This window comes from Kribbella sp. NPDC000426, from assembly GCF_040300265.1.
Lineage (GTDB): Bacteria > Actinomycetota > Actinomycetes > Propionibacteriales > Kribbellaceae > Kribbella.
In genome coordinates this window covers 606,844-632,629 of sequence record NZ_JBEPDK010000002.1, presented here as the reverse complement: position 1 = coordinate 632,629, position 25,786 = coordinate 606,844, and the positions used below count along the sequence as shown (strand labels likewise).

Here is a 25,786-nt window from a genome sequence, read left to right as displayed (position 1 = left end):
TCCCTCTGGCGGGTGAGGTGCCGGTGAGGCGATCGGCCGGATGCTGCTGGGGTGAGTACAACTGAGCGTCCCGTCCCCCGCTGGGCGTACCGCCTGGCCCATCTGATCCCGTTCATGGTCCTGCCGTCCGGGTTGTGGCGGCTCGGCCTGGTCTTCGGCTCGTCGATGGGCATGCTGGACCCGGACGGCAACGCCGCCCGGCTCGCCGGCGCCGGCGGCAAGGTGTACGTCGTCGGCCTGACGATCTTCTCCGAACTCGTCGCGTTGACAGCCCTGGGCATGGTCAGTGGCTGGGGCGAGGTCGCCCCGCGCTGGATCCCGCTCATCGGCGGCCGCCACGTCCACCCGTACGCCGCGATCGTCCCCGCGACCCTGGGCGGGCTGTCGCTGATCGCGCTCTGGACGTACGCGTTCCGCGACGCCTACACGGACCACTTCATCCCGTTCTCCAGCACGGGCTGGAAGGTCCTGATGCTCGCCTGCTACACCCCGCTGAACCTCTGGGGCCCGGCCCTCCTGGTCCTGACCTGGGCCTACTACCGGCGCCGGGTCAGCGCGCCCGCGGTCGTGGTTTCAGCGCGATAGCCGGCAGCGGCGGGGCCGGCAGCGGGTCGCCGTCGTAGCCGGGGACGATCCGGAAGCGGTCGTTGCCGCCGGCCTCGATGGCTTGTTGCCAGGACTCCCGGGCGGCGACGATCTCTTCGTGGGACCGGCCAATGAAGTTCCACCACATCACCAGCTGTTCCTCGAAGGGTTCCCCGCCCAGCAGGAGGAAGCGGACACCGTTGTCGGAGGCAACCAGATCGACGGATGTCCGGTTGGCGCCCAGGTAGACCATCTCGCCGAAGCCGGGGTGCAGGTCTCCGACGGACAGCGAACCGTCGACGACCAGTACGGCGTACTCGTTGGACGGCGTCAGCGGGAGGGCCAGCGTCCGGCCGGGCTCGACGGTGATGTCGGCGCCGACGAGTGGGGTGTAGGCGGGTGCGGGTGAGGCGACGCCGGCGACGGTGCCGATCATCACCGTGGCATGCGCGCCATCCAGATCCAGCTGCGGCAGGTCGGCGTACGCGTTGAAGGCCGGCGGAGTCGTCGTACGCACCGAATCGGGAAGCGCGACCCATAGCTGCGCGCCGTGCAGCATCGGCGGCGCGGTCGGGGTCGAGATCTCGGAGTGGGCGATCCCGTTGCCCGCGGTCATGATGTTGAGCTCGCCCGGCCGCACCAACGCATGCGATCCGACGCTGTCGCGGTGCTCGATCTCGCCTTCGAACAGCCAGCTGACGGTCTGCAGGCTGGTATGCGGATGCGGCGGCACCTGCATGCCGCGCTCCCCCGGTACGTCGTACGAGTCGACGCGCCGGGTCAGATCGTCAGGCCCGTAGTGGTCCACGAAACACCACGCGCCGACCATCCGGCGGTTCTTGTTGGGCAGCAGGCGCCGTACCGTCGTCGATCGCCCGAGCACGACCTCGCGGCCTTCGAGCAGCTCCAGCGCGGGACCCTCACAGTCCCCGGTACCGATGACTTCGGCCGGATTCTTCTCGAGATCGCTCATGATGCGGTCCATTCCAGGAGTTGTTGCTGGTCCCAGGTGTTGATGACGCGGTCGGGCGTGACACCGCAGTCCTCGGCGCGTTCGCAGCCGTAGACCTGCCAGTCGAGCTGACCGGGGGCGTGCGCGTCGGTGTCGATCGAGAACATGCATTCCATCTCGACGGCCATCGCGAGCAGGCGTTTGGGCGGGTCGAGGCGTTCGGGCCGGGAGTTGATCTCGACCGCCGTACCGAACTGGCGGCAGGCCTCGAAGACCACCTCGGGGTCGAACTCCGACTCGGGACGCGTGCCGCGGCCGCCGGTGATCAGGCGGCCGGTGCAGTGGCCGAGCACGTCGACGTGCGGATTCGCGATCGCGCGGACCATCCGCTCGGTCATCGGCTCGGACGCCATCCGGAGCTTGGAGTGCACGCTCGCGACGACGACGTCCAGCCGGGCCAGGATCTCGGTGTCGCAGTCGAGCGTGCCGTCCTCGTTGATGTCGACCTCGATCCCGTTCAGGATCTGGAAGCCGTCCAGCTCGTCGGCGAGCTTCTTGTTGAGCTCGGCAACGACCTCGAGCTGCTGGAGCCGGCGTTCGCGGGACAGCCCGTTGGCGACGGTGAGGCGCGGCGAGTGGTCGGTCAGCGCGATGTACGAGTGCCCGAGGTGGTGCGCCGTACGCGCCATCTCCTCGATCGGGCTGCCGCCGTCGGACCACTCGGAGTGCAGATGCAGGTCGGCCTTCAGGTCCGCCCGCAGCTGGTTGCCGGCAGTGGTCAGCTCCCCCGCCGCCTCCTCCAGCTTGACCAGGTACGACGGGGTGGCGCCGTCCATCGCCTCGACGATGACGGCCTCGGTCTTCGGTCCGATACCGGCGATCTCGGTCAGCGTCCCGGCCCGGCGGCGGGCCCGCACCTCGGCGGCCGGCAGCGCGGCGATCGTGTCGGCGGCCCGCCGGTAGGCCTTCACCCGGTGCGTCGGCTGCCGGTCCCGCTCCAGGTAATACCCGATCGCCCGCAGTGCCGCGATCGCGTCCTCCACGCCCGCCTTGTCCGTCATAGCTCCCATCATGGCAGCGGAGGTCTATGGTCGGTGCGTGGCGAAGGGTGCGCATGTGGCGCGGGCGGAGCGGTTGCAGAACGCGACCGGGGCGCTCGCCACCGCGGCGATGACGGCGATGGAGGAGAAGCTGCCCTGGTTCGGGGAGCTCTCGGCGCAGGACCGGTCCTGGATCGGGCTGGTGGCGCAGTCCGGGATCTCGGCGTTCGTCGAGTGGTTCCGCGATCCCGAGGCACATTCCTCGATGCCGACCCGGATCTTCGGGTCCGCGCCGCGCGAGTTCACCCGGGTGATCTCGCTGCACCAGACCGTGGACCTGGTCCGGACGACGATCGAGGTCATCGAGACCACCATCGGCACGCTGCTCCCGGCCGACGACGTACCGATCGTCCACGAGGCCATCCAGCGCTACGCCCGCGAGGTCGCCTTCGCCGCCGCCACCGTCTACGCGCAGGCCGCCGAGATGCGCGGCGCCTGGGACGCCCGCCTGGAAGCCCTCCTGGTCGACTCGGTGATCCGCGGCGAGGCCGACGAATCGGTCCGGTCCCGCGCCTCCGCCCTCGGCTGGACGGGAGCCGCCGGTACGACGGACTCTGCTTCAACGGGGAGGGCCGAGGTCGCCGTCGTCGTCGGGCGGGCGCAGAGCGCCGAAGACGCCCAGACCGCCTCGAACGTCGCCGACATGGTCAGGCACGCGGCCCGCGAGGCCGGCGCCGACGCACTGTGCGCGATCCAGGGCGACCGGCTGGTCGTAGTACTAGGCGGTACGAGCAAACCTGTCGAGATCGTACAAAAACTGGCCCAATGGTTTGGACCCGGCCCGATCGTCGTCGGGCCGGTCGTGAAGGACCTGATGTCCGCCGTCACCTCGGCCCGCGCCGCCGTCGCCGGCCTCCGCGCCGCGGCCGCCTGGCCCGGTGCGCCCCGCCCGGTCCAGGCCGACGAACTGCTCCCCGAACGGTCACTCTCCGGAGACGGCCATGCCCGCCGTCAGCTCGCCAATGAGGTCTACGGCCCGCTCACCGTCGGGGACGGGGTGCTCCTCGACACGGTTTCGGCGTACCTGGACTCCGGCGGATCGATCGAGGCGACGGCCCGCGCGATGTTCATCCACGCCAATACCGTCCGGTACCGGCTCAAGCGTGTGGCGGACATCACGGCGTACAACCCGCTCGATCCCCGCGACGCTTTCACATTGCGTGTCGCACTGACCTTGGGTCGCCTGCTCAATCCGGAGCCCGGAACCGCCGTTTTGTAGGATCCCTACAAACCGGCCCGGAAGAATTCGTGCTCGCCCTGCGGCTCCTGACGGGCCCTGGTGAGGGAGAGTTGGCTCGTGCTCGTCATCGTCGCACCCGGTCAGGGTGCCCAGACCCCAGGATTCCTCGAGCCGTGGCTGGCGGATCCCGTGTTCGAGAGCCGGCTGAACTGGCTCTCCGCGGTGGCCGGTCTCGACCTCGCCCACTACGGCACGCAGGCCGACGCGGACACGATCCGCGACACGGCGATCGCGCAGCCGCTGCTGGTCGCGTCCGGCATGCTGGCCGCGCTGGCGGTGTTCCCGCACCCGGCCGACGCCTTCACCAAGGTCGGCGCGGTCGCCGGCCACAGTGTCGGTGAGCTCGCCGCGGCGGCCGGCACCGGTGTGCTGACCGCCGAGCAGGCGATGGTCCTGGTCCGCGAGCGCGGCAAGGCGATGGCCGCCGCGGCCGCGCAGACCGCGACCTCGATGACCGCCGTCCTGGGCGGTGACCGCGACGAGATCCTGGCCAAGCTCGCCGAGCACGGCCTGACCGCGGCCAACGACAACGGCCCCGGCCAGATCGTTGCCGCCGGCACCGTTGAGGAGCTGGCCGCGCTGGCCGCCGACCCGCCGGCCAAGACCCGGCTGATCCCGCTGTCGGTCGCCGGCGCGTTCCACACCAAACACATGGAGCCGGCCGTCCAGACGCTGGCGAAGTACGCGACCGCGATCAGCACCCACGACCCGCGGACCCGCCTGATCTCGAACCGCGACGGCCACGTCGTCCACGACGGCCGGGACGTGCTGCAGCGGCTCGTCAACCAGGTCAACGCGCCGGTCCGCTGGGACCTGTGCATGCAGACCATGTCGGACCTCGACGTGACCGGCATCCTCGAACTGCCGCCGGCAGGCACGCTGACCGGCATCGCCCGGCGCGCACTGAAGGGCGTCGAGACGTTCGCGCTGAAGACTCCGGACCAGCTCGACGACGCCCGCGCGTTCGTGGACAAGCACGGCAGCCCGTCCGAGATCGACGCGTCCCCGACGTGGCGCCTGCTGGTCGCCCCGATCAAGGGCACCTTCACCCGCGCTGTGGACGTACGGCGCGAGTCGGGTGACACGGTTGCGGCCGGCGAGGTCGTGGCGAAGGTCGCGAGCCTGCGTGACGAGGTCGAGGTGACCGCTCCGCACGGCGGCATCGTGGTCGAGTGGCTGGCCGAGGAAGGCGACCCGGTCGCCCCGGGGCAGCCGCTGGTCCGCCTGCACCCGGCCGGGAGCCCCGCATGATCACCGCGTCGACGGGTGCGACGTACGCCGGAGTCCTCGGGATCGGCTCGTACCGGCCGCGCCGCGTCGTACCGAACTCGGAGATCCTGGAGCAGATCGACTCCAGCGACGAGTGGATCCAGACCCGGTCCGGGATCAAGGAGCGGCGCTGGGCCAGTGACGACGAGACCGTGCTGCTGATGTCGGTGAACGCGGCCAAGGACGCGCTGGCCGACTCCGGGATCGACCCGTCCGAGATCGGCTGCGTGATCGTCTCGACGGTCACCCACCTGTACCAGACGCCGGCGATCGCGACCCAGATCGCGGTCGCGGTCGGCGCTCCGACGGCGGCGGCCTTCGACATCTCCGCCGCGTGTGCGGGCTTCTGCTACGGCATCGCGATGGCCAACGACCTGGTCCGCGGCGGCAGCGCGAAGTACGTGCTCGCGATCGGCGTCGAGCGGCTCAGCGACATCACCGACCGGACCGACCGCAGTACGGCGTTCATCTTCGCCGACGGCGCCGGCGCCGCGATCGTCGGCCCGACCGACGAACCGGGGATCGGCCCGGTCGTGTGGGGTTCGGACGGCACGCAGCACCAGGTGATCAGCCAGAAGGAGTCCTGGCAGGAGGTGTTCGGCAATCACAACTGGCCGCACCTCACGATGGACGGCAACCCGGTGTTCCGCTGGGCGTCGTTCGAGATGGCCAAGACCGCACAGCAGGCGCTCGACGTGGCCGGCGTGAAGGCCGAGCAGCTCGACATCTTCGTGCCGCACCAGGCGAACATGCGGATCACCGACGCGATGCGGCGGGCGCTGAAGCTGCCCGAGCACGTCAAGGTCGCGCGCGACATCGAGCGCCAGGGCAACACCTCGGCGGCGTCGATCCCGCTCGCGATCACCGCGATGCGCGAGACCGGCGAGGCCAAGAGCGGGGACCTCGCCCTGATCATCGGCTTCGGAGCCGGGCTCGTGTACGCAGCCCAGGTCATCCGCTTGCCGTAGCTCTTCAATAGATTCCGTCATAGTTGTCCGGGGCGGCTCAGGTGGCCGCACCGGCTGTAGTAGCCAGCGAAGCTGGTTGCAGCCCAGAAATCCGAAAGGGAACCAGAGAACATGGCCAGCACCGAAGAGATCCGTTCCAACCTCGCCGAGATCGTGAACGAGATCGCCGGCATCCCGGTCGAGGACGTCCAGCTGGACAAGTCCTTCACCGACGACCTCGACGTCGACTCGCTCTCCATGGTGGAGGTCGTGGTGGCCGCCGAGGAGAAGTTCGACGTGAAGATCCCCGACGACGAGGTCAAGAACCTGAAGACCGTCGGCGACGCGGTCGCGTTCATCGAGCGCGCCCAGAACGGCTGACGTACGCCGTCACCCGTGCTGGCCCGGGTGCTCATCGGGTCACGGCTCGATGAGCACCACGCAGTACCACACCCCTCGCTCCCAACCGCAGATCTCTCATGTGAAGGATGAGGTAACCATGTCGAAGACCCGAGTCGTCATCACTGGGCTCGGAGCCACGACCCCGCTCGGGGGCGACGTGTCCAGCACCTGGGAAGGGCTGCTGGCCGGACGCTCCGGCGCGCGGCGGCTGACCGACGAGTGGGTGCAGAACCTGGCGGTGCAGATCGCCGCACCGGCCGCGGTCGACCCGACCGAGGTGATCGAGCGGGTCAAGGCCCGCCGCCTGGACCGGACGGCGCAGCTCGCCGTCGTCGCCGCCCGTGAGGCCTGGGCCGACTCCGGCCTGGAGGACTCCGGGATGGACAAGGAGCGACTCGGTGTCGCGGTCGCGTCCGGTATCGGCGGCCTGCACACCACGCTCTCGAACTACGACGCGCTCCAGCAGAACCCGCGCCGGGTGTCGCCGCTGGCGATCCCGATGCTGATGCCGAACTCGTCCGCGGCGTACGTCAGCCTGGAGTTCGGCGCCAAGGCCGGCGTCCACACCCCGGTCTCGGCCTGTGCCTCCGGCAACGAGGCGATCTGGCTGGGTCTGGACCAGATCCGGCTCGGCCGTGCGGACGTGGTGATCGCCGGTGGCTCCGAGGGCGCGATCATGGCGCTGCCGCTGGCCGCGTTCGGGATGATGCAGGCGCTGAGCAAGCGCAACGACGACCCGGAGCGCGCCTCGCGTCCGTGGGACGTCGATCGCGACGGCTTCCTGCTCGGCGAGGGCGCCGGCGTCCTGATCCTGGAGTCGTACGAGCACGCGAAGGCGCGCGGCGCGAAGATCTACGCCGAACTCGCCGGCGCGGGGATCTCGGCCGACGGCCACGACATCGCGCAGCCCGACCCGACCGGGTCCGGTGCCCGGCGGGCGATGGAGCGGGCGTTGTCCGAGGGCGACCTGACCCCGGCCGACATCTTCCACATCAACGCGCACGCGACGTCGACGCCACAGGGCGACATCGCCGAGTCGATCGCGATCCGGCAGGCGCTCGGCAAGGACGCCGACCACGCGGTCGCCACCGCGCCGAAGTCGATGATCGGCCACCTGCTCGGCGGCGCCGGTGCGGTGGAGTCGGTCGCGACCGTGCTCGCGCTGCACCACCGGGTCTCGCCGCCGACCATCAACGTGGACAAGCTCGACGACCAGATCGACCTTGACGTCGCGACCGAGCAGCGCAAGCTGCCCGACGGGGACATCGCGGCGCTGAACAACTCGTTCGGCTTCGGCGGCCACAACGCCGCCATCGCGTTCAAGTCGGTCTAGCCGGCCGTCTGCCGCCCGGCGCGACCCGCCGGGCGGCTCCCCGAAGTTCCTTCACACCCGGAGGACCGCATGAGCACGACCGCACCCGCCGCTGCCCCGACCCCGCCACCCACCTCTTCCCCGCTCTCGGCATCGGCCTCGGCCTCGGCGAAGCCGGCCAAGCTGCCGCGGGAGCAGGACCCGCGGAATCCCGTCACCAGGCTGACCGCTCTGCTCGATCCGGGCAGCCTCGAGCTGATCACCCCGGACAACCTGTCCGGGATGGTCGCGGCCCGCGGCACCGTCGAGGGCGCACCTGTCGTCGCGTTCTGCTCCGACGCCACCGTGATGGGCGGCGCGATGGGCGACGAGGGCTGCGACGTCGTGGTCACGGCGTACGAGGTCGCCCGCGAGGAGCAGGTGCCGATCATCGGCCTGTGGCACTCCGGCGGCGCTCGGCTGGCCGAGGGCGTGCTGAGCCTGCACGCGGTCGGCAAGATCTTCTACGCGATGACGCAGGCGTCCGGGAAGATCCCGCAGATCTCGGTCGTGCTCGGTCCGGCGGCGGGCGGTGCGGCGTACGGTCCGGCGCTGACCGACATCGTCGTCCTCGGCCCCGAGGGCCGGATCTTCGTGACCGGGCCGGACGTGGTCCGCTCGGTCACCGGTGAGGACGTCGACATGCTCCGGCTCGGCGGCCCGGAGCCGCACGGCCGGCGCTCGGGCGTCGTCCACATCACCACCGACTCCGAGGCGGCGGCTCTGGAGCAGGCCCGCCGGCTCACCGATTTGCTCGCGAACCAAGGCTCGGTGTCCACGGACATCCCGGACACGGATCTGTCCGGGTTCCTGCCGGAGTCGGCCAAGCGTGCGTACGACGTCCATCCGCTGGTCGGAGGGGTGCTCGACTCGTCTTCTGGAGTCGAGCTCCACCAACGGTGGGCACCGAACATCGTCACCACGCTCGGCCGGCTCGGTGGGCGGACGGTCGGTGTCATCGCCAACAATCCGCTCCGCCTCGGTGGTTGCCTGGACGCGCTGTCGGCGGAGAAGGCGTCGCGGTTCGTGCGGATGTGCGACGCGTTCGGCGTACCGCTGGTCGTGCTGGTCGACGTACCGGGTTATCTGCCGGGGGTCGGGCAGGAGTGGGACGGCGTCGTGCGGCGGGGTGCGAAGCTGCTGCACGCGTTTGCCGAGGCCGTCGTACCGCGGGTGACGCTGGTGACGCGGAAGACGTACGGCGGGGCGTACATCGCGATGAACGCGCGGTCGCTGGGGGCGACGCGGGTGTTCGCGTGGCCACGGGCCGAGGTGGCAGTGATGGGCGCGGTCGCCGCCGTCCGCGTGTTGCACCGCCGCAAGCTGGCCGAGGTCGACCCCGAGCTCCGGCCGCAGGTCGAGGCCGAGCTGGCCGCCGAACACGAGAAGATTGCCGGCGGCATCGACCGCGCCCGCGAGATCGGCGTCGTCGACGAGGTCGTCGAGCCCACCCGCACCCGCACCGCCCTGGCCACCGCCCTCGCAAAGGCCGAAACCGCCGGCCCCATCCGCGGCAACCACGGCAACATCCCGCTGTAAACAGCTGACAGCCCTTGAACGGCTGACTGCCCTTGAACGGCTGGAAGGGCACGGATCAAGGATCCGTGCCCTTCACGTGGTGCGGCCGCTGTTGTTAGACAACCACCGGGGGTGTCCCGACACCCGGTGGCCCAGCGGCCACGGCCCCTCCCACCCTTGTACAACGTCTGATGCTCAGTCTCATCGAAAAGTTCGCGGAAAGCTCCAGCCTTCACGGCTTTCTTCTGAAGTTCTCAGGAAGCCCTTAGGTCCTGGCTGGTGGTCCAGCGCCGTAGCGAGGAGGTGCTCGGTGCGGTGCATCGGCGTGCGGGGGCGAAGGGGTCGATGCGGAGCATCGTTCCCTTGCACCCGTGCGGCGAGGTGCCGTGCCGAGTGCCCCGCAGTAGGCGATGGATCACCAGCCAGGACCTACACAACCTGGTGGAGCCAGCGCACCGGGGCGCCGTCGCCGGCGTAGCGGAAGGGTTCGAGTTCGTCGTCCCAGGGGCGGCCCAGCAAACGCTCGACCTCCTCGGTCAGGTCGGCCTCGCCGGCCGCCGCCTTCAGCATGGCGGCCTTCAGCCGCTCCTCCGGCACCATGATGTCGCCGTGGACGCCGGTGGTCGCGTGGAAGACCCCGAGCTCGGGCGTGAACGAGTACCGCTCGCCCTCGACGCCGTTGCTCGGCTCCTCGGTGACCTCGAACCGCAGCTTCTGCCATCCGCGCAGGGCGGATGCCAGCTTGGCCGCGGTACCGGCCTCGGCCTGCCAGGACAGCTCGGCCCGGTACGTGCCCTGGGCCGCCGGCTGCGGTGTCCAATCCAGTTTCACGGGCACGCCTAGGATGCCGCCCGCGGCCCACTCGACGTGCGGGCACAACGCTGACGGCACCGTGTGGACGTACAGAACGCCACGAGTCGTCGCCACCGGGACCTCCTGTGCTCGAGGGGCGCCTTCCCCAGCGTTCTCGAACAGCTGCGTCGATCTCGGCGGTACTAGTCCCTCAAGGCATCACGAGACACCCCGCGGAACACTGGTACATCTTGCACCACGACCCCCTTCAACACCAGTAACCTCGCCGTGTCAACTACATCACCGTCGTGTCGCGATTCAGGTCGAGGCTCGGTGGACCAGCTTGGTCGGGAGGATGAGCGGGGTCGGGGTCTCCCCCGCGATGGTTGCCAGCAGCATCCGGGCGAGCTCGCGGCCCAGCGACTGGATCGGCTGGCTGATCGTGGTCAGCGGCGGGGTGGTGTGGCGCGCGGCGTCGACGTCGTTGAAGCCGACGATCGCGACATCGTCGGGGACGACGCGGCCGGCGTCGGTGAGCACCCGGAGCGCCCCGATCGCCATCTGGTCCGAGGCAACGAAGACCGCATCCAGGTCCGGATGCTTCGCGAGCAGCTCGTGTGCCGCGCGGGTCCCGCCGTCCTCGGAGAAGTCGCCGTGTACGACGCGACCCGGGTCCAGCCCGGCAACGGCAAGCGCCTCCTGATAGCCCTTGTACCGGGCGACGCCCGCGCCTTCGTCCATCCGCCCGGTGATCGTCGCGATCCGCCGCCGGCCGGTCGCGATCAGGTGCTCGGTCGCCAGTCGGGCGCCGCCGCGGTTGTCCGCGTCGACGTAGTACTGCGGCTCGAACGCAATCGGTGCACCGCCGAAGACGACGGGTACGTCGGCCTGCTCGGCGAGCCGGGCGAGCGGATCGTCGCCGTGCGTCGACATCAGCATCACGCCGTCGGTCTGCCGAGTCCGCAGCAGCCGCTCGAGCCGGGTCTGACCGCGGGTCGAGGTCGCCATCATCAGCATCAGCTCGAGCTCGGTCTCCTCCAGCACCGAACTGATCCCGACCACGACCTCGGCGAAGAACGGGTCCGCGAACACCTCCGGGTTGTCGCTGGAGATCGCGAGCACGACGGCTCCGACCTGCTGGGTCGCGAGCGCGCGGGCCGACGCGTTCGGCACGTACCCGAGGTCGGCGACCGCCCGCTGGACCGCCTCCCGCTTCGCCTTGCTGACGTGCGGAGCGTTGTTGAGCACCCGGGAGGCGGCCGACCTGGACACGCCGGCTCGCTCGGCGACCTCGTCGAGCGTGACTTGGCGTTTACGGACGTCGGTCATACGGCTGATCCTTCACCTGGTTAAACCGGAAGCGCTCTCAGCATTCTGCCACGCTCTTGACACTGCCTTCTGGGCTCGGGACGATGCCGGGAAACTGGAAGCGCTCCCAAGCGTTCTGGAGGACCGATGCCTACCGCCCCACGGCGAGTCCTGACTCTTGCCCTTGCCACCGTTCTCACCTTGGCTGTCGCCCCGGCCGTCAGCCCCGCTGCTGAAGCCGCCGTTGCCGCCGACCCGCAGTACGAGCGGGTGCTGAACGGGACCTTCGACACCACGAAGGACCCGTGGTGGACGAGCGGCAACACACCGTCCGCGGTCGCCGACGGCCGGCTGTGTGCGCAGATCCCGGCCGGCACGGTCAACGTCTGGGATTCGATGATCGGCCAGGACGACCTCCCGCTCGAGCAAGGGCAGTCGTACACGCTGCGCTTCGACGCGTCGACCAGCCGGCCAGCCCAGTTCCGCGCGGTCCTCCAGCAGGGCGCCGCGCCGCACGCGACCGTGCTCAACCAGGCGGTCAGCGCCAGCACGACCACGCAGACGTTCACGTTCAACGGCACCTCGCCGGTCACCGACACGCACGGGCAGGTCTCGTTCCAGGCCGGGGGCGCGACCGAGCCGTACACGCTGTGCCTGGACAACATCTCGGTCATCGGCGGGATCGTCCCACCTGGCGGGGTACGCGACTACGGCTCACCGGTCCGCGTCAACCAACTTGGCTACGTCGCCACCGGTCCGAAGCGAGCCACCTACGTCGTACAACCCAGCACGACGAGCGCCAGCGCGACGACCGCCGGCGCCTCGACCGGGACCACGCCGCTGGTCTGGCGATTGCTTGCTGCGGGCAACCAGGTTGTTTCCAGCGGGCATACCAAACCGTACGGTATGGACGCGATGTCGGGCGACGACGTCCAGCTGATCGACTTCGGCGCGTACCGCGGCACCGGGTCCGGCTTCCGGCTGGCCGTCGGCGACGACGTGAGCGAGCCGTTCGACATCGGCAACCACGTGTACGCCGGCCTCCGGCGGGACGCGCTCGCGTACTTCTACAACAACCGCAGCGGCATCCCGATCGAGGCCAAGTACGTCGGCGACTCGTACGCGCGCGCCGCCGGCCACCTCGGCCTCGCACCCAATCAGGGCGACACGTCGGTCCCCTGCTACCCCGGCACCTGCGACTACAGCCTCGACGTCCGCGGCGGCTGGTACGACGCCGGCGACCACGGCAAGTACGTCGTCAACGGCGCGCTCGCGGCCTGGCAGCTCCTCGATCTGTACGAGGAGACCGGCCCCGGCCCCACCTTGAAGATCCCGGAGGCAGGCAATCGCACGCCGGACGTGCTGGACGAGGCGAGATGGGAGCTCGACTTCCTCCTGGAGATGCAGGCGCCGTCCGGCCTGGTACACCACAAGATCCACGACGAGAAGTGGACCGGTCTCGGACTCGCGCCAGCCGACGACCCGCAGCCGCGCTACCTCTACCCGGTGTCGACCGCGGCCACCCTCAACCTCGCGGCCGTGGGCGCCCGCTGCGCGCGCGTCTATGCGAAGTGGGACAAGAAGTTCGCCGCCCGATGCTTGTCAGCCGCAGAGAGGGCTTGGAACGCGGCACGCCAGCACCCCGCGATCTACGCCCCGGCCGGCGGCGAGGGCGGCGGTGCCTACGACGACACGAAGGTGACGGACGAGTTCTCCTGGGCCGCGGCCGAGTTGTTCGCGACGACAGGCAAAGCGTCGTACAAGCGGTTCATCACCACGACGCTGAAGGCCGCCGACGGGTTCTCGTGGCAGGAGACCGGCGGGCTGGCCGATCTCGCCCTCGCCCGGACACCGTGGCGATTGTCAACAATCGACCAGCGTAAGCTGCGCCAGCGGATCGCGACCGCGGCCGACACCTACCTCGCCGACCTCCGTTCGCAGGGCTACGCAAACCCGTACAAGCCCGCCGACGGCCAGTACGTCTGGGGCTCCAACTCCGGTACGGCGAACAACGCGATGATCCTCGCCATCGCGGGCGACCTCACCGGACGGGCCGCCTACCGCTCGGCCGCCCTCGAGTCGCTGGACTACCTGCTCGGACGGAACGCGATCGGCCAGTCCTACGTGACCGGGTACGGCGAGCGCTCCAGCCACAACCAGCACCACCGTTTCTGGGCGCACTCGCTGAACCCGGCGCTGCCCTCGCCGTACCCCGGATCCCTGGCCGGCGGCCCGAACTCGCACCTGCAGGACCCCGTTGCCCAGCGCAACCTGCCCGGCTGCGCTCCGGCCAAGTGCTACATCGACGAGATCGGCTCGTACTCGACCAACGAGGTCGCGATCAACTGGAACTCCGCCCTCGCCTGGCTGACCGCGTACGCCGACACCCAGCAGGCGCCCTCGGCAACAACCGCCCAGGCCAGTCCCCAAGCCGGCCCGATCGACCTCACCAGCGGCTTCTACGTCGATCCGAACTCGAACCCTGCGACCTGGGTCCGCGACAACCCCGGCGACTCCAGGGCGAGCAGCATCCAGAGCAACATCGCCGCCAAGCCGATGGCGCGCTGGTTCGCCAACCCGCCCGCGGGCACCACGATCGGAGCCATGGTCGGCGGCTTCGTCGGTGCGGCCGACAACGCCGACAAGCTGCCGATCCTGGTCGCGTACAACCTGCCCGGACGCGACGCCTGCGGCGGGCATTCGGGCGGCGGCGCGGGTTCGCCGGCGGCGTACCGGGACTGGATCTCCGCGTTCGCGGACTCGATCCGCAGCCGGCCCGCGATCGTGATCCTGGAGCCGGACGCGTTGGGTGACTTCAACTGCATGACCGACGCGCAGATTGCCGAACGCAACGACATGCTCGCGTTCGCGCTGCAGCAGTTCCGCGACCGGGCGCCCAACACCTGGGCGTACCTGGACGCGGGCAACGCCGGATGGGTGCCGGCGGCAACGATGGCGCAGCGCCTGGCCGGCGCCGGGGTGAGTGCGGCGCACGGGTTCGTGGTCAACGTGTCGAACTACTACACCACGTCCGCGTCGATCACCTACGCGAACGACGTCCGCGCGAACATGACCACGCCGAAGCCGTTCGTCGTCGACACCAGCCGCAACGGCAACGGCTCGAACGGCGAGTGGTGCAACCCGGCCGGCCGCAAGCTCGGCGCCGCGAGCCAGGTGGGCGGCGGCGCCGAACTGCTGCTCTGGGTCAAGGTCCCCGGCGACTCCGACGGCCAGTGTGGAATCGCACCGACCATCCCGGCCGGCCAGTTCAGCCCCGACCTGGCCACCCGGCTGATCAACGGAACTTAGCCACGCAACCTGCTAGGCAAGTCCGCCGCGAACGCGTCCAGGTCGCGCTGCTGATTGTTGAGCACCTTGCGCTGCCACAGACGGATGACGGCGTCAGGGCTCCCGGACACGTTCACGATCCGGTAGGTGATCTCGGTGCCGTCAGGGTGTGCGGCGAAGGTGTACTCGCCGCGATACCAGTACTGCCCCTGCATCCCGACCGTCCCCGCGGCCGGGTCGGCGTCGACCGACACACCTGCCGGATTCGCCTGGTCCAAGCCGAGCAGGCGCTTGCACCGCTCCTCGGTCAGGAACGCCTGCACCTCGTCGAACGGAACGGCCGCAACGGCCATGGCGGTGCCGAGAACTGTCATGCGTCAAGCGTAGCCTGTCTACGCATTGACGGCGGATTACGGGAAGCGCGAGGCGAGGGCGATGCAGGCGCCGGCGGCGGCCAGTGTGAAGAGCATCGCGATACCGGCGTACCGGGCGGTGATCTCCTTGTCGACCTCGTCGTACCCGACCGAGGAGCCGATGTCCTTGTAGACGTCCTTCAGCTCGCCCGCGGACTCCGCGGTGTAGGCCTCGCCGCCGGTGGTCTCGGCGATGCTGCGGAGCTCGGTGCGGTCCGGTGGTACCCGCTGCCGGATGCCGTCCATCTCGATGAAGCCGGAGTCGGTGCCGAAGCAGATCGTGTAGATCGGGGTGTTCTTCGCCTTCGCCGCCTGCGCGCCTTCCTGCGCCGTCCGGCCGACCGTCCGCTTGCCGTCCGACAGCATCACGATGCGGGCCGGGGCCGGGTCGTTCGGGTGCGCGGGATCCGGCGGCACCTGGGTCAGCGCCTGCAGCGAGGTGAAGATGCCCTCACCGGTCGCGGTCGACTCCGCCAGCTCGAGCCCGTCGATCGACCGGTCGATGGTCGCCCGGTCAGTGGTCGGCGGCACGATGATCGACGCCGTACCGGCGAAGTTGACCAGTGCCACGTTGAACTTCGTCGGCAGGTTGTTGACGAACTCCTTCGCCGACTCCTTCGCGGCCTCCAGCCGGTTCGGCTCGATGTCGGTCGCCATCATCGACAGCGAGACGTCGATCGCGACCACGATCGTGGCCCGCTCACGCGGCACCTTGACCTTGTCCTTGGGCTGCGCGAACGCCAGGATGCAGGTCATCGCGGCCAGCAGCGCGAGCCCGACGGCGAGGTGCCGCCGCCACTGCGGCCGGCGCGGCGCGACCCGGTCCAGCAGCGCGATGTTCGTGAACCGCAGCGCGTACTGCGAGCGCCGGTGCTGCAGGAAGATGTAGCCCGCGACGATCAGCGGGATCAGCAGCAGGAACCACAATCTGGCCGGAGACAGGAACTCCATCAGCGAGCCACTCCCTTCGGCGGTTGGTGCAGGCGGGGCGCCACTCGCCGGTAGGCGAGCACGAACCGCACGGTGTCGGCGACCCAGTCACGGTCGGTCCGCAGCACAAGGTGCCCCGCACCTACCCTACGCAGGGCGGCCCTGGTTCGTTCCCGTTGCGCGAGAGCCGCTACCGCGAACGCCTCCCGGACCTTGCGCCGCCGGGTGTCGATCTCGCGCACCTCGCCAGTCTCCGGGTCACCGATCGTGACCACGCCGATGTTCGGCAGCTCGAGTTCGCGCGGGTCGACGATCTCGACCGCGAGCACCTGGTGCTGAGCGGTCAGCTTGCGCATCGCCCGCTCCCAGGACGGCTCGATCTGGCTCGCGACCTCGCCGTCCTGCGGGGTCAGGAAGTCGGACACGATCACACGCAGTCCGCGCTTGCGCTGCGTCCGGGCCATCGACTCGAGCGCGGCGGCCAGATCGCTGCGGTGCGCCTCTTCGTCGCCGCTGAACTGCTCGGCCAGCAGCGCCCGCAGCAGACCGTAGAGCGCGAGCCGCCCGGACCGCGCCGGCCAGCGCCGCAGCGCCGAGTCGCGCAGCATCAGCCCGCCGAAGCGGTCACCGAGGCGGTGGGTCAGGAACCCGACGGTCGCGACGGCCGCCACGGCCAGCTCGCGCTTCTCGAGCGTCGACGTACCGAAGTCCATCGAGCCGGACAGGTCGACCAGAGCCCACGTCTCCAGCTCACGGTCCGCGATCAGGTCGCGGACGTGCGGGATCGTGGTCCGCGCGGTGACGGCCCAGTCCATCCGCCGCACGTCGTCACCGACCTGGTACTCACGCGCCTCGGCCAGCTCGGTGCCCGGCCCCGGCAGAAGGCCCAGGTGTTCCCCGTGCAGGTAGCCCTCGAGCCGCCGTACGACGGTCAGCTCCAGCCGCCGCAACGCACGCTCAGGAGCGAGCTGCGAGATCGTCATCGCAGCCCGTGGGTCTCGGCGGTTTGCCACTACACGAACTCCGGGCGGCCGGTGCCGTCGGCGCCGTCGCGCCAGACCGGCTGCGGCGGCGGGACGGTGGCCAGGATCCGCTCGATCACGGCCCGCGGGTCGATGTTGTCCGCGACCGCGTCGAAGGTCAGGCCGAGACGGTGGCCCATGACGTCGAGTGCGACGGTCTGGATGTCGCTCGGCAGCAGGTAGTCCCGGCCGTGGATCAGCGCCAGCCCCCGACCGGCCGCGATCAGGCCCAGCGTCGCGCGCGGGCTGACGCCCAGCTCGATGATCGGCTCCAGGTCGGGCAGGTGGAAGTCGGTCGGCGTACGGGTGGCCATCACCAGGCGGACGGCGTACTCCGCGACCAGGTTGTGGACGAACACCTGCTCGGCGGACCGCTGCAGCTCGAGGATCGTCTCCGGCTTCAGCACCTGCCGCGGCTCCGGCGGATCGACGCTCATCCGGCGGAGGATCTCGAACTCCTCGTGCCCGCGCGGGTGCGGTACGTCGATCTTGACCAGGAACCGGTCGCGCTGCGCCTCGGGCAGCGGGTAGACGCCCTCGGACTCGATCGGGTTCTGGGTGGCGATGACGATGAACGGCTTCGGCATCGGGAAGGTCTGGCCGCCGATCGACACCTGCCGCTCGGCCATCAGCTCGAGCATCGCCGACTGCACCTTGGCCGGTGCGCGGTTGACCTCGTCGGCCAGCACGAAGTTCACGAACGTCGGGCCGAGCTCGATGTCGAACGTCTCGCGGGTCTGCCGGTAGATCCGGGTGCCGACAATGTCGGACGGGACCAGGTCCGGGGTGAACTGGATCCGGGCGAACGTGCCGCCGACCACGCTGGCGAAGGTGCGGACGGCCAGGGTCTTGGCGACACCGGGCACGCCCTCGAGCAGACAGTGACCCTTCGCGAGCAGCGACACCATCAGCGTCTCGACCATGTGCTCCTGGCCGACGATCACCCGCTTGACCTCACCGAGGGCCTCGCCGATCAGCCTGGACTGCTGGGCCACCGAACCCGTGGGCACCGTCGTCTCGGTCATGCACGTCCTTCCGGGGTCCGCGAGCGGACCGTGTCAAACACTGTCATTCCCCACTTCGCAACACCGGTCATTCCATCAGATCACCGGGGCCAGCGCCGCAAGGCCCACCGCGTCCCCGTCCATCCTGCCCCTCCGCGCCAAATCCCGCCTCCCCACGACACTGCTACCGGGCATGTGGTGGGATTAGGGTGATGACTGCGACCGAATCCCAGCCCGAGGTGCAGCCGGCGGACCCGCCGGAGGAGCGCCCTGCGCTGGAGATTCCGGAGGCGCTCCCGCTGGAGCCGGAGGACCCGCCGCGGGTCGGCGAGTTCTGGCTGCGCGGCCGGCTCGGCGCGAACGCGGCCGGCTACCTGTACACGGCCAGCGACGAGGCCGGCCGGAACGTCGTCGTCGCGATGATGACCGAGGGCTCCGCCGACGACGCGGCCGCCCGTGACCGGTTCGTGTACGCCGTCGACGACCTGCCCGAGGACGCCGTACTGGGCCACAACGACGGCGATGACGACGACCTCGCGCTCTGGGTCGCGGTCGGGCCGATCCGGGAGGACGACGGGTCGAGCGCGGCCTCGGACGAGCGCTTGATCGCGGAGCGTCGCGGCGAGGAGATCCTGTCCGCAGTACTGATGGATCGCGTTCCGCAGATCGGCAAGTTGCGCGGGCCCGAGTTCCGGCACTACTGGGAGAGCCGCCGGCGTCCTGGTCTGTTCCGGATCTGGCCGCTGCCCTGGCCGAACGCGCTGCGCCCGGCGTCGCGGTGGGCGCTCGCGTTCGCGTTGCTGACGATGGCGCTGATCATGGCACTGGCGGTCTTCCTGGCGTGGCTGCTGTTCCGTCACGCGCAGCCGCTCGAGCCGGAGCCCGTCATCCCGACGCCGAACAACACCGCCACGGTCACGATCACGCCGACCACGCCGCCGCCGGGGACCGGCTCGACCTCACCGTCGATCTCGGTCAGCCCGAGCCCGGTCCCGAGCGGCATCCCGACGACGCTGCCGTCGGGCACGGGCACGGCGACGAACCCGGGCGACAAGTTCTAGCTCTGGTCGGCTTGTTGCCTTCGGTTGAGGCTCAGCAGGCCGATGAGGCTGATGACGGCCCAGCTGCCCTCCAGCAGCAGGAAGCCCCAGGACAGGTGGATCGCGGCGATGGCGGCGAGCACTCCTGAGCCGATCAGGTTGAGGAGCTGGTACGTGACCGTGCGCTGACGCAGACGACCTGCCTGCGCGGCGGCGAACGCCAGCAGAATGGTGACCGCGCCAACGATCTCGAGAACGTCGAGTACGTGCATGAGGACGACCCCCTCCGTCAAAGGGTGAGGCGTCGTCTTGACAGACCGGGTACGGCGCCGCTCGTCCGGGGAGCCCGTTTGCTTCGAACTCCTGTGGTCAGGATAGCAAGCGCAGCAACTCCGGATCCCGCCAGAGCTTGTCCGGTACGGGCTGGCGGACCAGCGCTGCGTCGGCGCGGATCTCGGCCGGTGACGACGCCGCGATCAGTACGGACGTGACCGCGGAATGCCTGCTGGGAAAGGCGAGTGCGGCCTGCGGCAGCGAAACGCCGTACCGTTCGCAGACGGCCGAGAAGCGCCGGGACTCGACGGTGTCCGCGTGCAGGACCTGCGATGTGAGTACGCCGGACACGATGACGGAGACTCCGCGCGCGAGGCAACGATCCAGCAGCGGTGCGGCGGTCCGGTCGAGCAGCGAGTAGTGCGCTGTCAGCAACACGCAGTCGAGCTCGACGTCGCGCACCAGGCCGTCCAGCTCCTGCCAGTCGTCGGACGCCGCTCCTACTGCTTTGATGATCCCTTCCCGCCGCAGCCGGTCGAGCTTCGGGTACGCCGACTCCTCCTGGGCGAATGCGAGATCGATCGCGAGCCCTAGTTGCCCGCGGCTCGCGTCGATCGAGGTCTTCGGGTCGTCTCCGACCACCTTCGTCGACACCAGGAACTCACCGCGTGGACGCTTCTGCAGCGCCGTACCGAGCCGACGCTCGGAGTCGCCGTACGCCGGGGAGGTGTCGAAGAACCGGATGCCGGCCAGGTACGCCGCGTCGACCGTGCCAGCCGCGGTCTCGTCGCCGTCCGGGCCCGGCGGCTCGCCGAGATGCGAACCGCCGAGCCCGAACCGCGGAGGCCGGAACCGGATCGTCGAACGGGGTGCGAGCACCTGGCTCGGTGCGGCCATCGCACTCACCTCCCCTGATCGGTAACTACCAGGATCGGGGTTGCGCTCCGACTTCGCATCCCGAACCTTCTCGTTAGCCGCTGGATTCGTATTAGCGGCCGGATTCGTACAGAGCGCGGACCTCCGCATCGGTGAGGGCGCGGTCGTAGAGGTGGACCTGGTCGATCGTGCCGTCGAGGAAGTCGACCTGGTTGCCGCCGAACTTGGCCCGGCCGATGACGGTGTTGCCGGTCGAGCTGGAGTCCAGGGCGCAGGCGCTCTTGGTGGCGACGAGGTCGCCGTCCACGTAGAGCCTGAGCTCGCCCTTCACGACGTCGCGTACGCCGGTGACGTGGTACCACTGCCCCGGGTTGGGCTTCGTCGGCGAGAGTGCGCGGATGCCGGGGAAGCTCATCGCGAAGCGCTGGTCCTGGCCGGAGTACTGCAGGAAGAAGGCGCTGTCGCGATCGCCGTCCTGGCTGACGAACGTCTGGAACGCGCCGTCAGCCTTGTTCAGTTTCACCCAGGCGCTGGCGGTGTAGTTCTTCACGGTGTCGAGCAGCGCTGCGCCGGTGTCGACGTACTGACCGGCGCCGTTGAGTGCGACCGCTTGACCGTTCTTGCCCGCGGCGAAGGTGGCGCCGCCCTGGAGGGTTGCATCGTTGTTGCCCACAGCATCTTCCGCGGTGCCGTCGAGCGGGTAGAAATGGATGCCGTCGGCACCGGGTGAGCCGGGTCCCGGGTTTGGTATACCAGTTCCCGATCCGTCGGCGCCGGCGATGATCTGCCGGTTGATCGTCCGGACCTGGGCGAAGTCCATCTTCGGGACCCGCCGGTCGTAGGTGTAGAACCCGTTCAGCTCGCCTTCGACATCGGTGATCTGGGTGTAGACCGATCCGCTGATCCCGCACTGCTCGGCCGATCTGAGTACGTCGGTCTGGTTCTCGACGTACCGCCGGGTCAGGGTCGCCGAGTCGGGCTCCATCTCGTACGCCGATCCGTCGCCGAACCACATGTGATCCGGGACCTTCAGGCCGAACCCGCCATGCTCGCCGTCCACGGCTGCACGGGTGTCCGTCGGCGCCGTTGTCGCCGGGCCGAGGTATGCATGGTTGTCGATCAGGTCGCCGCGACCGGAGTCGCCGTGGGAATTGCAGCAGTTCACGCCGCTGTGGGCGTTGACGAGGTGGGACGGGTCCTGCGCCTTGACGTCGGCGGCGATCCGGCCGGTCGCGGCCTGGTCCCACTCACCCCAGCCCTCGTTGAACGGGACCCAGACGGTGATCGAGGTGAAGCTCTTGTGCTCGTCGACCATCTCGTGCAGCTCGGACTCGAACTGCGCCCGCCACGGGTCGGGCATCGCGTCGGTCTTCGTTGCCGGCATGTCCTGCCAGACCATCAGGCCGAGTTTGTCGGCCCAGTAGTACCAGCGATCCGGCTCGACCTTGATGTGCTTGCGAACGGTGTTGAACCCGAGCCGCTTGTGCTGCTCGAGATCGAACCGCAGCGCCGCGTCGGTCGGTGCGGTGTTCAGCCCGTCAGGCCAGAAGCCCTGGTCCAGGGTGGACAGGTTGAACAGGATCTTGCCGTTGAGCGCCATCCGAAGCTTGCCGTCGGCACCTTTCTGGAGGCCGACGGATCGCATCCCGGCGTACGAGCCGACCTGGTCTACCATTTTGCCGCGATCGAGCAGGCGGACCTTCAGGTCGTAGAGGAACGGGTTGTCCGGGGACCAGGTTCTGGGATTCCGGATCGGCAGCCGGAGTTCGGCGCCGGCCTTGCCCCGCACCTGCCCGACAGCTTTCCGGCCGTCGTACGCCGTCACCTCGACCTCGAGGCCCGTCGGACCGGAGGTCTCGGCCGTGACCTCGAGGGTCTGGCCGGGCAGATCGGGCGTGAGTTGGAGACGGTTGATCGACGCGACGTTCACCGGTTCCATCCAGACGGTGCGCCAGATGCCGGAGCTGCCCTGGTAGAAGATGCCGTGATCGCCGACCTCGCGCTGCTTGCCGATCGGCTGGTACGTCTCGTCGGTCAGGTCCTCGGCCCAGACGATCAGCTCCTGCGGACCCTTGGCGTGCAGCGCATCGGTCACGTCGACATCGAATCCGTCGTACCCGCCGCGGTGGGTGGCGACCTGGCGCCCGTTGACCCAGACCTTGGCGTCGTAGTCGACGGCGCCGAAGTGCAGCAGGAGCCGCTTGCCCTTCCAGTTGTCGGGGACGGTGAACGTACGGCGGTACCACATCCGGTCCTCGTGCTTCTGGAGACCGGACAGGGCGGACTCGATCGGGTACGGGACGAGCACCTGTTCGTTGAGCGTGCGGCCGATCGGCGGCTGCTCACCGATGGCGGCCGGCGCCCACTCCCAGAGGCCGTTCAGGTTGCGCCAGTCGGGGCGAGTCAGTTGGGGACGCGGGTACTCCGGGAGCGCGTTCGCCGGCGAGACGTCGGCGGTCCAGGGGGTCGTGAGCGGTGGGGTGCCGACGTGCCATGCCGGTTGCGCTTGGGCGGTCGGGACGAGGGCGGCCGGGACGAGGGTTGCCGACAACAGAACAACGGCGGCCGCGAGCGGTCTGAACACGGTGGAACTCCTTTCGGGGCGGAGAAAGGCAGTCCCATGACAACGCTCTCACCACAAAACCGCAAGAGCTCGCGCATGATCAAACATTGACGCAGACCGGGGTCGGGGTCGTGAAGTCGGCCGTCTTGGTCAACCCGCCCGTGGTTTGGTCTACCAAAAACGTGGTGATGTTGTTCGACTTCTGGTTGGCGACGAAGAGCAGGCGGCCGGCCGGGTCGAACGCGCAGTGCCGCGGCCAGTCGCCGCCGCAGTTTGGTATACCAATCAGCTCGAGGTGCGGGCCGTCGGTGCGGAAGATCGCGACGCTGTTGTGCCCGCGGTTGGTCACGTAGACGAACCGTCCGTCGGCGGAGATCGCCACCTCTCCGGGATAGTTCTCCCCCTCGCCGACCGGGATCGACTCGAGCGCGGTCAGCACGCCGTCGTCGTACCCGCAGATCGTGACGGTGCTGTCGAGCTCGTCGGCGACGTACGCGTAGTTGCCGGACGGATGGAATACCAAATGACGTGGACCGGCGCCGGTTTTGACCTTCGTCTGGTGCTGCAGCGCGAGTTTCCCGTCCGCGAGCGTGTAGGTGTAGATCGAGTCGGTGCCGAGGTCGACGCCCAGCACGTACTGACCGGCCAGCACGATCTGGTGCGCGTGCGGTGCCGGGCCTTCGTGCTTGACCAGGTCAGTTTGTTGCCCGAGGCTCCCATCCGCGACGATCGGGTGGACGGCGATGTCGCCTGATCCGTAGTTCGCGCTGAGCAGGTAGTCGCCGATCTTGGCGAGATGACAGGGCCCGGATCCCTTGGTGGGTTGACGATTCAGCACTCGCGGGGTGCCCGAGATGTCGATCGCTGTGACGGCGCCGGCGTCCTGCTCGTTCACGGCGTACAGGAAGTTGCCGGCCCGGATCACGAACGACGCGTTTGGTATACCAGCGATGCTGCCGGTCGAGGTGATCTTCCCGTCGTCGTCGTACGTCGCGATGCCGATGCTGTCCCCGTACGTCCCGAGATACAGCGTCCTGTCCCCCGCCCGACCACCGGCGGTCGGGCGACTGTGCGCCTCCGGATCCGCGCCGTCCGCGCCGTCCGCGCCATCCGGACCGTCCGCGCCATCCGGACCGTGCGCCCGCGGACCCACATCCTGCGGTCTGTCGGCCTCCGGACCGGGTGCGCCGGGCTCGGGCGCTTCGCGGGTTGCGGCCTGGTGGATGGGAGCGAGTGCAGCCGCGGTGAAGCCGAGGAATCCTCGGCGGCTGACGCTCACGCCGCCACCGGAACACTGACGTAGGACGGATCGCCAGCCGGCGAACTGAACGTGACCGTCGACCCGACGACACTCCGCCCGAGATACCGCGGATCCACGGTGTCCACAACGAGCACAAGGTGATGCCCGGCCGGCACCTCCCAGCTCGTCGCCTCCAGCCGCACATCAAGCGGAACCGCCTGCCCCGGCGTAGCACCGCGCAACGTGTACGGCTTGTGCGACATCAACGACCCCACCCCCAGCGCGTCGACGTCGTACAGGTAGGCGAACAGCGAAGTACTCGCCGCGGACGGTTTCACGGTGACATGCAACTTCGGCATACCATTCACAACCGTCGCGCTGCCGAACGTCGGACCGGACCAAACCCCGGCAAACGACCTGTCGACCAACGGCGTCACCACACCGGTCGGAATCGACAACAGCCCTTGCAGGGCGCCGGATACGAGCGCCACCCCACTATCCGCGACCGTTGGTATACCAGCCCCGATCGACCGACTCCACCCAGTCGACGCACCACCCTGCATCGCCCCAGCCTTGGTCAGGTACGACGTACGCGGCCGCCCGACCGCCGCCCAACTGGCGTACCCACGCCACGTGCCACGCTGCGATTTCAACTGCACCGCCGGCTCGGCATCCGCGCCGTTGTCCGCGCCCGTCAGGTAATGCAGCAGCCAGCCGACGAGCTCGTCCCAGGTCTCATTTGGTAGACCAATCGCTCCGGTCACCTCCGGCGTCGCGTGATCGCCATGCGCGAGCAGCAGCCGCTTCGGCCCGGTCAGGCTCGTGAAGAAGTCCGTGTACTGCGACGGCGGGAAGATCGAATCCTCGAACGCGTTCGCCAGGAACACCGCCGGTTTCTTCGCATTGATCTGGTCTACCATCGTCGCCGCGGACCGCACCGGCGACAGCTGACTCGCCTCCGCGATCGCACCGTCGAAGTCACCGGTGACGAACTTCGTCTGCAGCGAGGCCATCTCCGGCCCGGGCCGGCCCGTGATGTTGCCCAGGGCAAGCAGACCGGCAACGGACTGCAGCGCAACAGTGTCGTTCGGATCCAGCGACCGGATCAGATCGGCCCACCCGCTGAGCGCACCGACCGCCTTGATCCGAGAGTCCTGCCCGGCCGCAAGCAGCGACGTGCCCGCGCCGTACGAGATCCCAACTGCAGCGACCCGACTGGTATCCGCCGGCGTGTGCTGACCGGCCCAGTCGATCACCTTGCTGACGTCGGCAACCGTCGGCGGCCCCGCGATGTCGATGCCGCCGCCGGAATCCCAGAAGCCCCGGCTCGAGTACGAGATGACCTGGAACCCGGCCGTGGCCAGTTTCGTCCCCTGGCCGACGTACTCCACATTCGGCACACCCCAACTCGACGGCATCACCACCAGCGGGAACGGGCCGTCGCCCTGCCCGGTCGGCGTGAGGACGACCGCGCCGAGCTCGGTCCCGCCGGCACCGGGGATGCGCTGGTATGCCGTACTGAAGCCCGGCGCGGTCTGGCTGGCATCAGCGCGCGGACCGATCGTGACCACGGCGAGAGCGACTGCAAAGGCGCCGGTAATTGCCACCGTAAGTCTGCGCACTGGGAACCTCCGGCATCGGGAATTACCGGAGGGTAACCAGAAAGTTGCCGC

Annotated in this window: 22 protein-coding genes and 1 riboswitch; of the genes, 9 read left to right on the top strand and 13 right to left on the bottom strand. The window is 69.3% G+C overall.

What is annotated here, in order from left to right; genetic code table 11:
- Positions 1–51 precede the first annotated feature (51 nt).
- Complete coding sequence (locus ABT313_RS10860) at positions 52–585, top strand: hypothetical protein (protein ID WP_350850981.1); 534 nt, start codon at positions 52–54, stop codon at positions 583–585.
- Here the strand turns inward: ABT313_RS10860 and ABT313_RS10855 are convergent.
- Both ABT313_RS10855 and ABT313_RS10850 read right to left on the bottom strand, forming a co-directional pair.
- On the bottom strand, positions 551–1,558 hold the full coding sequence (locus ABT313_RS10855; protein WP_350850979.1) for a pirin family protein: 1,008 nt from the start codon (positions 1,556–1,558) through the stop codon (positions 551–553). The two genes, ABT313_RS10860 and ABT313_RS10855, sit on opposite strands and share 35 nt — an antisense overlap.
- Complete coding sequence (locus ABT313_RS10850; RefSeq protein ID WP_350850978.1) at positions 1,555–2,598, bottom strand: PHP domain-containing protein; 1,044 nt, start codon at positions 2,596–2,598, stop codon at positions 1,555–1,557. The genes ABT313_RS10855 and ABT313_RS10850 overlap by 4 nt, the downstream gene beginning before the upstream one ends.
- Positions 2,599–2,635: 37 nt before the next feature.
- Between ABT313_RS10850 and ABT313_RS10845 the strand changes: the two genes are divergently transcribed.
- From ABT313_RS10845 to ABT313_RS10820, 6 genes are all read left to right on the top strand, one after another.
- Entirely contained in the window at positions 2,636–3,856 is a 1,221-nt protein-coding gene (locus ABT313_RS10845) for a PucR family transcriptional regulator (RefSeq protein WP_350850976.1), read from the top strand.
- A gap of 78 nt (positions 3,857–3,934) precedes the next feature.
- A complete protein-coding gene (locus ABT313_RS10840) occupies positions 3,935–5,128 on the top strand; it encodes an acyltransferase domain-containing protein (RefSeq protein ID WP_350850974.1) in 1,194 nt (397 codons plus the stop codon).
- Positions 5,125–6,114, top strand: a complete 990-nt coding sequence (locus ABT313_RS10835) for a beta-ketoacyl-ACP synthase III (RefSeq protein ID WP_350850972.1) — start codon at positions 5,125–5,127, stop codon at positions 6,112–6,114. Before ABT313_RS10840 ends, ABT313_RS10835 begins: the two co-directional genes overlap by 4 nt.
- A 111-nt stretch (positions 6,115–6,225) precedes the next feature.
- A complete protein-coding gene (locus ABT313_RS10830; RefSeq protein ID WP_130446978.1) occupies positions 6,226–6,474 on the top strand; it encodes an acyl carrier protein in 249 nt (82 codons plus the stop codon).
- Positions 6,475–6,592: 118 nt separating this feature from the next.
- Positions 6,593–7,828, top strand: coding sequence for a beta-ketoacyl-ACP synthase II (fabF, locus tag ABT313_RS10825; RefSeq protein WP_350850970.1), 1,236 nt, complete (start codon positions 6,593–6,595; stop codon positions 7,826–7,828).
- Between the two features lie 69 nt (positions 7,829–7,897).
- Positions 7,898–9,385 (top strand): carboxyl transferase domain-containing protein, encoded by a 1,488-nt coding sequence (locus ABT313_RS10820; RefSeq protein WP_350850968.1) that lies wholly within the window; start codon positions 7,898–7,900, stop codon positions 9,383–9,385.
- Between the two features lie 408 nt (positions 9,386–9,793).
- Here the strand turns inward: ABT313_RS10820 and ABT313_RS10815 are convergent, their stop codons facing one another.
- Positions 9,794–10,291: a DUF3145 domain-containing protein gene (locus ABT313_RS10815; protein WP_350850966.1), complete on the bottom strand. Its 498-nt coding sequence runs from the start codon at positions 10,289–10,291 to the stop codon at positions 9,794–9,796.
- 183 nt (positions 10,292–10,474) lie between these two features.
- Complete coding sequence (locus ABT313_RS10810; protein WP_350850965.1) at positions 10,475–11,485, bottom strand: LacI family DNA-binding transcriptional regulator; 1,011 nt, start codon at positions 11,483–11,485, stop codon at positions 10,475–10,477.
- A gap of 126 nt (positions 11,486–11,611) precedes the next feature.
- Between ABT313_RS10810 and ABT313_RS10805 the strand changes: the two genes are divergently transcribed.
- Positions 11,612–14,773, top strand: coding sequence for a glycoside hydrolase family 9 protein (locus tag ABT313_RS10805; protein ID WP_350850963.1), 3,162 nt, complete (start codon positions 11,612–11,614; stop codon positions 14,771–14,773).
- On the opposite strand, the gene ABT313_RS10800 is transcribed toward ABT313_RS10805, so the two are convergent.
- The 4 genes from ABT313_RS10800 to ABT313_RS10785 are packed head-to-tail and all read right to left on the bottom strand — an operon-like array spanning position 14,770 to position 18,142.
- On the bottom strand, positions 14,770–15,126 hold the full coding sequence (locus ABT313_RS10800) for a hypothetical protein (RefSeq protein WP_350850961.1): 357 nt from the start codon (positions 15,124–15,126) through the stop codon (positions 14,770–14,772). The two genes, ABT313_RS10805 and ABT313_RS10800, sit on opposite strands and share 4 nt — an antisense overlap.
- A gap of 36 nt (positions 15,127–15,162) precedes the next feature.
- Positions 15,163–16,116, bottom strand: a complete 954-nt coding sequence (locus ABT313_RS10795; RefSeq protein WP_350850959.1) for a VWA domain-containing protein — start codon at positions 16,114–16,116, stop codon at positions 15,163–15,165.
- On the bottom strand, positions 16,116–17,078 hold the full coding sequence (locus ABT313_RS10790; protein ID WP_130447314.1) for a DUF58 domain-containing protein: 963 nt from the start codon (positions 17,076–17,078) through the stop codon (positions 16,116–16,118). The genes ABT313_RS10795 and ABT313_RS10790 overlap by 1 nt, the downstream gene beginning before the upstream one ends.
- Before the next feature lie 29 nt (positions 17,079–17,107).
- Positions 17,108–18,142 carry an AAA family ATPase gene (locus ABT313_RS10785; protein ID WP_137254010.1) on the bottom strand — a complete coding sequence of 345 codons (1,035 nt, stop codon included), beginning with the start codon at positions 18,140–18,142 and terminating at the stop codon, positions 17,108–17,110.
- A 191-nt stretch (positions 18,143–18,333) separates the two neighbouring features.
- Here ABT313_RS10785 and ABT313_RS10780 point away from each other — a divergent pair, with 191 nt between their 5' ends.
- Complete coding sequence (locus ABT313_RS10780; protein WP_350850956.1) at positions 18,334–19,182, top strand: hypothetical protein; 849 nt, start codon at positions 18,334–18,336, stop codon at positions 19,180–19,182.
- Here the strand turns inward: ABT313_RS10780 and ABT313_RS10775 are convergent.
- From ABT313_RS10775 to ABT313_RS10755, 5 genes are all read right to left on the bottom strand, one after another.
- Positions 19,179–19,433: a CBU_0592 family membrane protein gene (locus ABT313_RS10775; RefSeq protein ID WP_350850955.1), complete on the bottom strand. Its 255-nt coding sequence runs from the start codon at positions 19,431–19,433 to the stop codon at positions 19,179–19,181. The genes ABT313_RS10780 and ABT313_RS10775 overlap by 4 nt on opposite strands.
- Positions 19,434–19,459: 26 nt before the next feature.
- Positions 19,460–19,527, bottom strand: a riboswitch (guanidine-III (ykkC-III) riboswitch).
- 3 nt (positions 19,528–19,530) lie between these two features.
- Positions 19,531–20,331, bottom strand: a complete 801-nt coding sequence (locus tag ABT313_RS10770; protein WP_350850953.1) for an aldo/keto reductase — start codon at positions 20,329–20,331, stop codon at positions 19,531–19,533.
- Between the two features lie 91 nt (positions 20,332–20,422).
- Positions 20,423–22,894, bottom strand: coding sequence for a LamG-like jellyroll fold domain-containing protein (locus ABT313_RS10765; protein WP_350850952.1), 2,472 nt, complete (start codon positions 22,892–22,894; stop codon positions 20,423–20,425).
- Positions 22,895–22,973: 79 nt separating this feature from the next.
- Positions 22,974–24,152, bottom strand: a complete 1,179-nt coding sequence (locus ABT313_RS10760; protein ID WP_350850950.1) for a lactonase family protein — start codon at positions 24,150–24,152, stop codon at positions 22,974–22,976.
- Positions 24,149–25,735, bottom strand: a complete 1,587-nt coding sequence (locus ABT313_RS10755; protein WP_350850948.1) for a CocE/NonD family hydrolase — start codon at positions 25,733–25,735, stop codon at positions 24,149–24,151. Before ABT313_RS10755 ends, ABT313_RS10760 begins: the two co-directional genes overlap by 4 nt.
- Between the last annotated feature and the right edge of the window lie 51 nt (positions 25,736–25,786).